The organism is Corynebacterium phocae (assembly GCF_008693075.1).
GTDB classification, from domain to species: Bacteria; Actinomycetota; Actinomycetes; order Mycobacteriales; family Mycobacteriaceae; genus Corynebacterium; species Corynebacterium phocae.
The window spans coordinates 178,553-191,503 of record NZ_VXKJ01000053.1; the positions used below are offsets into that span (position 1 = coordinate 178,553).

The following is a 12,951-nucleotide window of genomic DNA, read 5'->3' on the forward strand; positions in this document are numbered from 1 at the left end:
GCCAAGGCAACCTTCTCATGGGAGTAAAAATGTTTTCCACCATCACAAGCCGCTCGGTAGCCAGTGCTTTGACGCTCGCTCTGGGCGCCAGCCTGACAGTTGTTCCTGCAGCTAACGCAGTTGAGGCTCCCGCCGAACTGCCCATGGCTTGCAACCTGAAGATTGTCGGAAAAGACGTAGATGAAAAGGCTGGTATCTACGACTTTGCCAATAACGCCGACACCTACGCGTACCGCAGTCAAGCATTTAAGGATGAGGCCTTCAAGCTCTCCATCCCCGTGTCAGCGCCCGAAGGAGTGAAGTCAGGCGAGAAGTTCGACTACGTTCTAAAATCCACTTCTTTGAAATTCCCGGCTAGGCTCAGTTCGCCGATCAGATTAAAAAACACCAGCCAGATTAACTTGTGGATTGATCTCCCCGAAACAGCTTCGGTTCAAGAGGTCATCACGGGTAATGCTAACCCTGCTGTAAAAGTTGAATTGACCAGCGACTACCGCCGGTTGCATATTACGGCGGCGCAGGACGCGGCCGACGTGACAACCTGGGGAGATTCTAACGATGATGGAGAATGGGTGGCGGGCGGCTTGGCTGCCTCACCGAAAGATAATAATTTCCACGAAGTCGTGCTGCCGGAAATCACCTTGAAGATGACTGCTACCGGCGGAGCAGGTGAGAAGATTCAACCAACGGTACGTGATACGAACCCAGAAGATTTTTCTCCAGAGTCCTTCTTCCAGCTGTATTCAGATGTCGTGTGGCCCGGCTTCTTTTCAAACTCCGAGGGTCCCTCGTTAGCCCGCTGTAGTCTGTCAACGGCCTCTGTAGCGCAGACCAAGCCATTTCTTTCCATCCCGATTACTGAAGGTGTTGCTGTATCCCGCCATACAATTTCTACCAAGGTTAGGGTCACGGACCATGCGGGCAACCCTCTGGAAGCGGGAACTCCGATCACCCTCAACGTCAACGGGAAAGAACAACCTTTTGAGGTCGGTGCAGATGGGTACATCAGCTTTTCTGCTGAGTTGATTCCTGAAGAAACCCGTGAATACACGGTGTTCTTCCCCGATAATGACCAGCACGCGGTGACTTTCACTCTGCAAGGTGGCACTGCTAACAGTGAGAGCATCCACAGTGAATTGTTGAAAAAGAAAGAACCTCAGCGCTACGAAGTCCCGGTGAAGGTCCGCGTAGCCAGCCCTGCTGGTGAAGCGCTTCCCGTAGGCAGTGAGCTCTCTATTGACGTGGACGGAAAGGTCTCCAAGTTCGCTGTGATTGAAGGCAGCTTCATCACCTTTCCGGTTCAGGTCATTGAAGGACAAGCTAAAGAACTAAAGGTTGCCTTTGCTGACAGCCCGGAATCAGCCATTACCGTTACCGTGGCAGGTAAGGAACATATTAAGCCGTTTATTGCTGACGATGCACTGGTTCAAGCACCAGTTTCCTCTCCGTCTCCGTCTGCGGCCCCCGAGCCTCCCCAGACTTCCACGCCTGCACCTAGCCCCGAGCCCACCGTAACTCCCTCTCCTTCGCCAGAACCTCCTGCTGAGGTCCCGGATCCCACTCCCAAGCCAACACCACCAGGTACCTCATCGGGTAGCCAATCACAGGTAGACATGGCAGACCCCAAGGTATGGGCCTCAATCCTGGGCGTTTCCATCACCGTGCCACTGCTCTTAGCTCTTATCAAGTGGGACCTGGATATCTTGGGAATCAAGTTGCCGGAGATTATCTTGCACCTTCCTCTGCCGGGTCCGTTGAAATTGCAAATCTTCTAACATCCACCCCATCTGAGCCCGCCGTCAATGCCGGGCTACCCTCTCTTCATCCGCACATCAATCTGGAGTTTATCAACCATGAGACACACCCCATCCCGAAATTTTGCGCTAGGCAGCGTAACCGCAATAGCCCTATCAGCGAGCCTAATGGCCGTCCCAGCAGCTCTAGCCGCAACGGGAAGTTCTGACAACCTTCTGGCTTGTAACCTGCAAGGAGATATCGGAGGAAATGCCGGAGTCTATGACTCGGCCAACTCCAGTTACTACACTATTAAACATAGTTTTAAGATTGAGGCCCCAGAAACTGTTGAATCTGGCGAGGAGTTTTCCTATACGCTTTTGCCCTCCACCGTAGGAATACCCGTTACCATTGGTGGTTCCGGCTGGTACGCCTACGGCGTTACTTTTAAAGACGCAAGCCAGTTTAACTTTTGGATAGATCTTCCTGCCAACGCTTCTGTGGAAGACATTGTGGTAACTGAGGATCCGGAAAATCTATATGCCGTCTCCGTTGTCACTGATGAAGAGGGAAACAAACGTCTTAAAATCACCGGCTCAACGGACCCAGCGGACGTGACCACGTGGACAAAAGATGACCGATCCACCTGGACCGGTGGTGGCCTGGCCGCCACGAAGGAGGAGAGTTTCTTCAACGTCACCCTTCCGCGAATTGAGTTGAAGATGACGGCCTCTGCGGAGCCGGCCGCCGTAGGCCAGACCATTCAGCCTGAGATCAGGAAAACTGATGCTTATAAGTTCCCAGCGGATTCCTTCTTCCAGTTCTACGGTGAATCCTCCAGCGCTAAAACTGTTTTTGTCCGCTGCGGCCGTTCTGAAGATGATTCTTATTACACAAGTGGTGAAGCTCAGTCCACTCCTTTTCCGGGGGTAACGATCAGCGAAAAAGCTCCTGCACAAGTTTACGATGTCACCGCGCGGCTTAACTTGCAGACCCACACGGGCGAGGCTTGGCCTGCAGGGCCCGTTGAACTGTTGATCGATGGGGAAAGTGCGTCCCATACGGTGAGCGAAACCGGGCAGGTTGACCTGGCGTACCAGTTGGAATCCGGTGCTGCGAAGCAGGTAGTTGTGTCTTTCGCAGATGATCCGGACAACCAGGTGATTTTCAACCTGGAAGGCTCATCTGACGCAGCGCTGGTTGAAAAGACTCTTAAGCACGTTGCGCCGCCGGAGCCTGAGAAGCACACCGTAACGATGCGGGTGCGGGTTATTGATAGTGCCGGGGAAGTAGTTGCGGAGGGTTCTTCAGTTGACCTAGTCGTTGACGACGGTTCCGGCGAAGCCGTTTCCGGGAGCTTCGTGGTTGATGCTGATGGCTTTATTTCTTTCGAGCGGAGCTTAGCCCAAGGGGAGGAGAAGACTTTCAAGGTTTATTTCGCTGATACTCCCGACAACCTGGTTTCTCAGGCGGTTATCCCTAGTGACGAAGATTCCGTGGTCACTTTTGAGGATCCTCTGGTACTGAAGACTCCCGAGTCCAGCGAAACCCCCAGCGCAACCACCGAACCTGAGGAGACTACGGAGCCTGAAAAGACCACCGAGCCGGAGGAGACTACGGAGCCTGAAAAGACTACCGAGCCGGAGGAGACTACGGAGCCTGAAAAGACTACCGAGCCGGAGGAGACTACGGAGCCTGAAAAGACTACGGAGCCTGAAAAGACTACGGAGCCTGAAAAGACTACCGAGCCTGAAAAGACTACCGATCCGGAGGAGACTACGGAGCCTGAAAAGACTACCGAGCCGGAGGAGACTACCGAGCCGGAGGAGACTACGGAGCCTGAAAAGACTACCGAGCCGGAGGAGACTACCGAGCCGGAGGAGACTACGGAGCCTGAAAAGACTACCGAGCCTGAAAAGACCACCGAACCGGAGAAGACTGATGAACCTGTAGCGCCTGCAGAATATGAGGCAATCATCAATGTGAAGGTTGTCGATAGTGAGGACAAACCACTGTTAGCTGGCTCTACGGTCAAGCTGGTTGTCAACGGGGAAACCGCCGAATACGAAGTTGCGGCTGATGGCGTTGTTGCCATTAAGGTCCAGGCTAAGGAGGGAGAAGCAAAGCTTGTTGAGGTGAGCCTCGCGGATAATCCCTCCAAGACTCTGGTCATCTCCTTGACTGGAGACAAAAACGCCAAACCTTTGAATATTGTCAGCCCCCTGCGTCAGACAGACAAAGAAGACCCTCAGGACAAGCCGGGAGATTCTAAGCCCATAGACATTAAGGATCCAAAGGTTTGGGGCTCCATCCTTGGCGGGACGTTGCTGGGAATTCCAGTCCTGGTCTACGGAATCCGGGCATTGCTGACCGCTCTGGGCTTCAAGCTCCCCCAGGTCTTTTTGCACATCCCGCTGCCAAAGGAGATACAGCTCATCCTCTTCCGGCCTTAGAAAATCGGGCAGTTTAGTAAAGACCAACCGTTCTGAAACTTTGTATCTTGAATCCATGGTGAAAACGGGAGCTTAGCTCAGGAGTCAGGCGTTAATTTCAACGCCTGGCTCCTTTGATCTAGCCGCCTGAACTCCTTGCTAGGCTCGAAGAATGGATTGGGCATTACTGATTGCCGGCGCGGGCGTGGCCGGCTGGATTGACGCGGTCATCGGCGGCGGGGGCTTGGTGCTCATCCCGCTCCTCCTGGCGGTCATGCCAGGCCTGGCCCCGGCGGCGGCGCTGGCTACCAATAAGGTGGCGGCGGTGGCGGGGACGGCATCGGCGGCCGTGACGCTGGTGCGCAAGGTCAAGCCGCCGCGCGCGGAACTCTTGCGGATGGCCCCGGTGGCCGCGCTGTGCTCCGGCGCTGGTGCTCTGGCCGCCGCGCTTATGGACGCGGCAGTTATGCGCCCACTGATTATTGCGTTGATGCTGGCTGTGGGAGTGTTTGTAGCCTTTAAACCCAACTTTGGCACCACCCAATCCCTGGGCCTGCGCGGCGGCTGGCGCACGTGGGCGGCACTGGTGGCGGTGGCGGCAATCGCCTTTTATGACGGTATCTTTGGCCCGGGCACGGGCATGTTCCTCATCATGGCCTTCACTGCCATCTTCTCCCAGAACTTTTTGCGCTCCGCCGCCATGGCCAAGGTGGTCAACACCTGCACCAACTTAGGAGCCCTGGTGGTATTCATAGCCGGCGGCCACGTGTGGTGGTCCCTGGCGGTGGTGCTGGCTGCGGCCAACGTGGTGGGCGCGCAGCTGGGCGCACGCACCGTCATTGGCGGCGGCGCGAAGCTCATCCGGTTTGCGTTGCTGGCGGTGGTCGTTGTGATGAGCTGCTACTTGGCCTTTATACAGTGGGGCTAGCTCCGGTTCTTAGTCTTTGCCGTGGCCTTGGCAGTGGTGGGGTCCTCCGGCCAGGGGTGCTTGGGGTAGCGCCCACGCATATCCGCGCGCACGCCCTGGTACGGCCCGGCCCAAAAGCTGGCCAGGTCATCGGTCACGGCCAGCGGACGGCCGGCGGGGGAGAGCAGGTGGAACTGCACGCGGTGGCCGCAATACTCCGGAGTTTCCCCCATCCCAAACAGCTCCTGCAACTTGATGCTCACCACGGGGCGCTGCCCGGACCAGTCAATCCGGGCATCCCGGCCCGAAGGTACGGCCAAGCGCTCCGGGGCCAGCTCCTCCAGCCGCGTTGCTTCCGGCCAGGGCAAAATGCGCTGCAGCGCCGGGTACATGTCCACCTTGTGCGCGGGTTTTCCGGCGGCTACTTGCTCCAGCTCCGGGTCCAAGAAAAGGCCATCCGGGTCCGGCCAAGGAGCGCCGTAGGCGTGGTGCAAGTGGCGCAGGCGGTCGCGCAGGTTGGCGTCCTTGTCCGAGTAGGTAAATAGCTCCCCGGCCAGTGGGCGCAGCGCCTCTACTGCCTCCGGGCCCTGGATTTTCACCGGCGTTTCCGATAGCACGATGGCCCCGGCGTGGCGGACCTGCAGCCCGCGCACCTTGCCGCCGTCCACGAAGGCCCGGGTGGTTTCTTCCACGCCCACGGCCGCTAGCGCGTCACGCTCGCTAATGCGCGCGGCCGCCCGGATAATCACGTTGCCCGCCTGGGACAGTGACACGTCAGCTACCGCCAGCCACTTCGAACCAAACGGTTCCATGGCGCGGGCGCGGGTGCCGCTGGCCAAAAGGTACTCCTCACCTATCTGGCGCGCGACCAGCTCCGGGAAGGCGGTGGCAACCACCACGCCCGGGTCCACGGGTCCTAGGTCCGGCACCAGCCTCTCCAGGCGCTTGACCTCCCGCTGGTTGGGGGTGGCTCGGGCGATGTCGCCGCGGGCATCGGCAAGAGATGCCACCGTGCGTGCCGCCCGCCTGCCGTGGGTGAGCAACGCGTGCCCGGTGCGGGGATCTGTGGGTAGCAGCGCTAGTTCCTGCGTGGCGTCCAGGCGCGCTAACGTCTCCTGCGCGCTGGCCAGTGCCTTGGCCGGCGGCTTAGCCAGCAGCGGGAAGTCTGGGCCCGCGCCCCACACCTCCATGAACAGCGCCGCTTGGGTTAAGTCCGCGCTTAAAATCTCCGGCGTAATGTGCGCCGGGAAGTGCTGGTAATCGCTCGCGGAATAACACCGAATCACCGTGCCGGGGGCCTCACGCCCCGCGCGGCCCGCGCGCTGGTCCGCACTGGACTTGGAGGTAGACACCGTGACCAGGCCACTCATTGCCCGCGCCGCGTCACGCTTAGGCGTGCGGGACAGGCCCGCGTCCACCACCTGCGTGACGCCCGGCACCGTAAGCGATGACTCCGCAATTGAGGTAGCCACCACCACCCGGTCGAAGTCCGCCTGGATGGCCGCGTCCTGCTCCGCGTTGGATTGCTGGCCGTGCAGAGGCAGAACCGGAAGGGGCCCGCCGGCCAAGAGATCACAGACCAAATTGACCTCGCGCACGCCGGGAACAAAAACCAACGTGGAACCCGTTGGCGGCACCTGGTCTGCCACGTGGGCGTAGAATTCCCGCGTTCCCGCCGCGCGGCCGGGGCCAGGTTTGTAGCTAATGTCCACCGGGTAGGTCACGGCCTCGGTGGTGTGGATGGGTGCGTCCATCAGCTCCGCGAAGCGCTGCGCGTCCACCGTGGCTGACATGGCGATGACCCTAAAATCATCACGCAACTGCGCCAGCTCCAGGCACATGGCCAGCACCAAGTCTGAATCCAGCTGCCGCTCATGCACCTCGTCAATGGCCACCGCCGCCACGCCCGGCAGCTCCGGGTCCCGCAACAGCCGGCGCAGCAGCACGCCCGGGGTCACAAACTCCACGTCTTTGCCCTGGCGCGAATCCCCGCGCACCGCGTAGCCAATCTGACGGCCAGATAGATGCTGCAGCCGGTTTGCCGCCGCGCGCACCGCCACGCGCCGGGGCGCGGTCACAATCACTTTCCCGGCAGCACTTGCCCGCGCCTGGTTGGCCAACGCCGGGGGAACCAGCGTGGTCTTGCCCGTACCCGGCGGTGCCTGCACCACGACGTTGCCGCGTGCTGGCAGGGTGCCGATGGTCTGGGCTACGGGCAAGCCGGCGCCGATTGCGGGGAGGTCAAACATAGGTGCCAGTCTAGTGGGCGGGCAGGCGCGGGCCCGAACTATGCTGCGCGTCAACGAGGTTTCCGGTCTACCGGGTGGAGCGTGTGAACTGGGACTACTGACTGTTGCTTAAAAGTTGTAGATGGGGTCCCATTTTTTTTGTATTCTCGGAAAAGAGAGCATAAACCCATTAACCCCAGAAGGGAGCTAAGCAATGAAAACACCGAAGACAACAAAAGGTGCAGACCGGAAGTATCTTCAGATCGCGCTCGGTGTGTCCACCTTCGGCGTCCTGGCCGGTGCAGCAATTCTCTATTTTTGCTACGGGATGCCCACCGCCGCCTGCTTGCTCCTGTTTGTGGGAATTGTCCTGGACTACTTCATCTCCCGCAAGCTAGAGCTTTTCCCCTTCTACTCCGACAAGGACCTCAAACGCCTGGAAAAGACCAAGGACCAGCCAATCCCCGAAGCTGAGGAACTCCGCGCATACCGGAAAGCGCACCCGGAGAAGAACCTGGCGCAGGCCATTGCGGACCTCCGGGAACGTGGCTAACCTTCGGGTTCGTTCATGCCCGTCTAGCCGGTGAGCACCTCCCACAGCTGGTTGGCGCAGATGAATACAAATGTTGCGGAGATTATCCCCATGAAGGTGTTGACCATCCAGCCGTTACGCCACTGCTTCGGGGTGTGGTGGCTATTGAGCAGGATGAGCAGCGTGAGGCCCAAGAACGGCATGAATAGTGCGCCCAGGACGCCGTAGGCGATGACCAGTGCGGTGGGTTTTCCCAGGAAGAGCAGCAGCATGGGTGGGAAGGTTAACCAGATGAGGTACCAGCGGTAGTACCGTCCGCCCACGTGAATGTCTGGGTGGTCTTTGGGCAGTTGTTTCACGTGGCCCACGTAGTCCGCGAACATTAAGGAAACGCCGTTCCACACACCAAGGACTGAGGAAAAGGCGGCCGCCCAGAATCCAAGGAGGAATACCTTGGACGTGATGGGGCCGTAACGGTCAGCGAGGACATCGGCAAGCTCAATGAGCCCACTGCCGCCGCTGGCTACCGAAATGTTGGCAGAGTATAGCAAGTCCGCGCCGATGAGCAGCATGGCGACCACGAAGATGCCTGTGACCACGTAGGCCACCGTGTTATCTATCCGCATAACGCGCATCCAACCGGCACCCTCCCAGTTCTTCTCCACGATCCAGTAGCCGTAGGCCGCCAATGTGATGGTGCCGCCAACGCCACCGGCCAGCGACAGCACGTATACAAAGGAGCCGTCTGGCACGCGGGGGACCAGCCCGGCGGCGATTTCTGGCAGGTTGGTCAGGGATAGCGTTGCTATGCCACACACGGTGATAAACATGATGCCAACGAGTACGGCGATGATTTTTTCAAACGTCTGGTACTTGCCCAACCAGGTAAAACCGAAGCCCAGTAGCGCAGTGATAACGGCCCACATCTCCAGGCTGGTCCCCGGGAATAATGCCCGCAAAGGCATTGCCGATGCACTCATGCCCGCAGCGCCGTAGACGAAGCCCCAGATAATGATGTAAGGAACGAAGTACCAGGAGGTCCACCGTCCGAGCTTCTTCCAACCGTGAAACATGGTGTGGCCGGTGGCAATGGTGTAGCGGCCAACGCCTTCGACCAGGACGATCTTCATGAACGCACCGGCGATGCACGCCCACAGCAAGGCGTAGCCATACTTCTGGCCGGCGATGAGCGTTGCGACTAGGTCCCCTGCGCCCACGCCGGTGGCAGCGGCCACCAAGCCCGGGCCAATGATTGACCATTTCTTTTTCGGCGGTGCCGCCGCCGGCCGCGTTGGTGTTTGTCCACCCATCTGCTAAGCCCCTTCCTAGTAGATTTTATGCGTTTGCAGTGAGTCTAATCACAAATATGTGGGCTAGTGGGCGCATTTTTATTTTCATCCGGGATGCCGCCCGGGCGAGTCCGTGGCCCTCATTCTGTAGCTCTCCCGGATGTAATGGATGGGCGCGGTCCTGTGTCCAGGTGTCCTGGTAAGTTGGGAAGCAGTTCACGAACACACTTTCTAAAAGGTGTGTAAGTGGCTTCCCCGTCGGGGCGTGGCTTTAGGCTCGCGCGTTGTACGTGGGGGCTTTCATACCGCGCCCTGGTGGGCGGGGGAAATGCCCTACGACCGACAGGAGGTGGTTTGGTGGGTAAGCACTCGCTAAACCGACCCGGTCGCAAGAAGAACCCTGCTGCCAGCAATAACTCCAAAATTGTTCTGGCAAGCAGGGTCATTATCCTTGCGACTGCAATAGCGAATCTCATTGAGCTGTTAGTATCTAAGCTCTAAATTCGCTACAGAGCCTTTTTGAGGCTCGATAGCTCCATCCGGTAGCACCCGGGTGGGGCTATTTTTATCCAGCAGGCTGAGCCCGCTGTTGGTGCCCATCCTAGCACCGGGTGCGGATACCGCAACCCATATTTTTGACTTTCCTGGGTCTTCTAGTCCGCCTCCTCTGAGACAGCTTTACTTAGTGTCCTTTGGCTGCCAGTCCAACCAGGTAAGTGGATATCTACAGGGTCAAGCTCTTATCTGCCTCGCGGATTACCTTGATGAATCTTATTTGCTACTCCCTGACATCAATCCCAGCGTCTTGGGCCAGTGACAAGGCCATTCGATTGCCGCCCCAATTGGGGCTTCGTGATCCACGAGGATTTCCCGCAGTTCGAGTTCCGGAATTTTGTTGTTGAGAAGTGGCAGGGTGTTCCCATCTTTGGAGTGGTGATGGTTCTCTATCGTAGTGAGATATTTTTCGGTGATCATAGTTGGCGGCACCGGCGGAGGGCAGCTTAGAGAGCGTGAACCATCTGCCTGTATCGGGGGCTTTTCGGTGAGTCTAAGCAAAAGCAGCCCGCAGCCAGTGGTCTTGCTCGGCGGAGCCGTCTGGAGGTGGGTGGGATCATCTCCGTCAGACCGACGCAAATTGGGTCCCGGTTGGGACCCGAGGGAACGTAAAGTGAAGTTAGAATTGATAGAAATTCCTAAAACAAGGTGTGAGGAGCAACGATGGCGGACGTATTCAAGTGGCCAGAGGTTCTACCGGCAATTTTCCAGCTGGCAGCGGACGGTAGGGCGCACAAGTCCACTGAATATGTAGATAGGGTCAAAAGGTTCACTGAAACCAATTTCCCCGGTCAGGGAAATCAGTTGGTGCGGACAGTTCCCGCTTATGAGAGCCGGACGCGAAAGGCTCTGCGGAATCTGGTGGAGCTTGGCCTTTTAAAGCGCTCCCGCCCCGGTTACACCTTAATTACCGACGAAGGACGCGTGTGGTTTTCTCGCTTTTCGCACCCGGTCCCTGAAGCAGAGGTCAAGCGGTTGGAGGGCGCCGCTAGGGACGCTGCTGCCTCCCGTAGTGAAAATAGACCAGGTGATGGTGGTGGAGAAGCTCTTTCAGCGCAGGCTCCGGAAAAGGTTAGGCAGCCGACAGTCTGGGTTGTCCGTGCCGGTGGGGGAGGCGAGAATGAGGAAATTGCGCTCAGTACGAACCGGGCTTTGCCAGGCTTGTATTTTTCGAAGTCAGTTCTAAGGGCCACCACAAAGGATGAGATCCGGCGTGCGATGACTTCGAGATATAATAGAAAGCAGATTGGATATTTCTTTAATCAGGTGTGGAATTTTCGCAACGAGATTGCGCCGGGGGATATGGTTCTCATGCCCGGAAAAGTTTATCCCTCATTGGTCCATACCGGTACGGTCACGGGACCGGCTGTCATAGATGAGTTAGAGCCTGACACTCAACGCAAGAACTATCTTCCAGTTAAGTGGGATGAGGAGTCGCTGGAAAGGGAGGAATTAGCTCAGGATCTAAGAGCTTCTTTAAACAGTCAGCAAACCGTGTACCGGATCCCCGTAGAGAAGGCTCATCGCTTTATCGCTCTGCGCGACGGCTTTGAAGATCCGGGCGCACTAACCGATCAGGATGAACCGACAGGTCCGGTCCTGGACTGGATTCCTTTCTTCCAGGAGCTTGCCACCGCCCTACTGCCCTTCGAGGGTAACCGTGCCCTACTGCTGAAAAAGCTTCGCGAGGCAGCAACGCTTTCGGGAAGAGAGTCCCAGTTCCAGTCCTTGTGGCAATGGGAGACAACAAGCGGCAAGATGGAAGCCAGTGATGTTGATCCGTTTAGCGTCATTGCGCTCATCAATAGAGAAATGAAGCTATCCAACAAGTTGGCTATTTGCCAGGGGTTGAAGGAAGCCTTTGAGCTGAGTGCAGAGTTGCCTGCTGCTTTTGATGCGGTGCCAGAACGGAAAAACCTGGCTATTCGCTTTGAATCCAAGAAACCGGCACCGCAAGAAATTGAGAAATATTTCAACGTGGCCTGGGAGCTTTTCGCAGCCAGCGTGGAGTTTAGGAGCCTAGACGTCTTTGAGACAGCATTCAACAAGGCTATTGAGGACCGCTCCTTAGCCTCCCTCACCGTGGCCCTGTACTGGGTGAGGCCCACGACCTTCCTGCCCATGCACAGCAAGATGATCGGCTACCTTTCATCCGAGGAAACCTTGGCTAGGGATCTTTCCAAGGAAGTCGCGGACGCCCAGGGATATTTGGATGCTATAACTCAGGTGAAGGATTGGATTCCGGAGGCAGGACTGGAACCAGAAGATTTGACAGGTTTGACCTGGGCGGCGGAGCGCGCGGAAGTAGCTGATCCAGAATTAGCGCCGGGTACCCAGGAAATAAGACAGAAGATTAAGTACACAACTTCCCGGATTGTCGGAGATGGTTGTTTCCTCGAACAGGCGCAGCTGGAAGACATCCTGGACCGCTGGCGGGTCAAGAAGAACATCATCTTGCAGGGGCCTCCCGGCACCGGGAAAACGTGGTTGGCTAAGCGCCTTGCCTACGCGCTGATGGGAACGGATTCGGATGAAACCGTGACTGCCGTACAGTTCCATCCTTCGACGTCATATGAGGACTTTGTGCAGGGGTTGCGGCCCACCGGTACCACTGGTTTACAGCTTCACGAGGGCCCGTTTATGAAGGCCATCCGGAAAGCTAAGGATGACGAGGGCAACAATGACGCCAAGACTCATGTATTTGTCATCGAAGAAATAAACCGGGGCAATCCGGCCCAAATTTTCGGTGAGATGCTCACGCTTTTAGAAGCGGACAAGCGCTCCGCAGACTCCGCGTTGACCACACTGTATGACCCGGACGGTGCAGAGGTGTACCTCCCAGAGAACCTCTACATTATTGGGACCATGAACCAGGCTGATCGTTCGCTGGCCATGATGGATATGGCGTTGCGCCGTAGGTTCGCATTTATCAGATTAGATCCCAACTTTGGGCCCCGCTGGCGGGAGTTCCTCACCGCAGGCGAATTCATGGATGCAACCGTGGTCTTGGCCATTGGGGAGGCCATGAACCAGGTCAACGCGATGATCGTTAGTGATCCAAACTTGGGAGCCAATTATGGTCTGGGGCATAGTTTTGTCACCCCGCGCCGCGACGGATCGAAGAAGGGTCCTAAGACCACAGCTCAGTGGTTCAAACAGGTGGTTGAAACGGAACTGTTGCCCCAGTTGCAGGAGTACTGGTTTGATGAGCCGGACAAGGTTGAGCAGGCGGAGTCCGTGTTTGCGAGCGTGACCGGAAATGCCTGAGGGGCTG

General features: G+C 57.5%; 7 protein-coding genes. 5 read left to right on the forward strand and 2 right to left on the reverse strand.

Annotated elements, in window-relative coordinates:
• Positions 1-17 precede the first annotated feature (17 nt).
• The 3 genes from F4V58_RS12220 to F4V58_RS12230 all read left to right on the forward strand — a co-directional run bounded on the left by F4V58_RS12220 (position 18) and on the right by F4V58_RS12230 (position 5,094).
• Positions 18-1,775, forward strand: a complete 1,758-nt coding sequence (locus F4V58_RS12220) for a hypothetical protein (protein WP_075732246.1) — start codon at positions 18-20, stop codon at positions 1,773-1,775.
• A 147-nt stretch (positions 1,776-1,922) separates the two neighbouring features.
• Positions 1,923-4,187 (forward strand): hypothetical protein, encoded by a 2,265-nt coding sequence (locus F4V58_RS12760; protein ID WP_211362716.1) that lies wholly within the window; start codon positions 1,923-1,925, stop codon positions 4,185-4,187.
• A gap of 151 nt (positions 4,188-4,338) precedes the next feature.
• Complete coding sequence (locus F4V58_RS12230; protein ID WP_075732250.1) at positions 4,339-5,094, forward strand: TSUP family transporter; 756 nt, start codon at positions 4,339-4,341, stop codon at positions 5,092-5,094.
• On the opposite strand, the gene F4V58_RS12235 is transcribed toward F4V58_RS12230, so the two are convergent.
• Positions 5,091-7,322, reverse strand: coding sequence for an ATP-dependent RNA helicase (locus F4V58_RS12235; RefSeq protein ID WP_075732252.1), 2,232 nt, complete (start codon positions 7,320-7,322; stop codon positions 5,091-5,093). The two genes, F4V58_RS12230 and F4V58_RS12235, sit on opposite strands and share 4 nt — an antisense overlap.
• A gap of 193 nt (positions 7,323-7,515) precedes the next feature.
• Here F4V58_RS12235 and F4V58_RS12240 point away from each other — a divergent pair, with 193 nt between their 5' ends.
• Positions 7,516-7,854, forward strand: a complete 339-nt coding sequence (locus F4V58_RS12240) for a hypothetical protein (RefSeq protein ID WP_150385827.1) — start codon at positions 7,516-7,518, stop codon at positions 7,852-7,854.
• 23 nt (positions 7,855-7,877) lie between these two features.
• Here the strand turns inward: F4V58_RS12240 and F4V58_RS12245 are convergent, their stop codons facing one another.
• Positions 7,878-9,143 carry an Nramp family divalent metal transporter gene (locus F4V58_RS12245; RefSeq protein WP_075732255.1) on the reverse strand — a complete coding sequence of 422 codons (1,266 nt, stop codon included), beginning with the start codon at positions 9,141-9,143 and terminating at the stop codon, positions 7,878-7,880.
• 1,845 nt (positions 9,144-10,988) lie between these two features.
• Here F4V58_RS12245 and F4V58_RS12250 point away from each other — a divergent pair.
• On the forward strand, positions 10,989-12,944 hold the full coding sequence (locus F4V58_RS12250) for an McrB family protein (protein WP_169833281.1): 1,956 nt from the start codon (positions 10,989-10,991) through the stop codon (positions 12,942-12,944).
• The last annotated feature ends 7 nt before the right edge of the window (positions 12,945-12,951 follow it).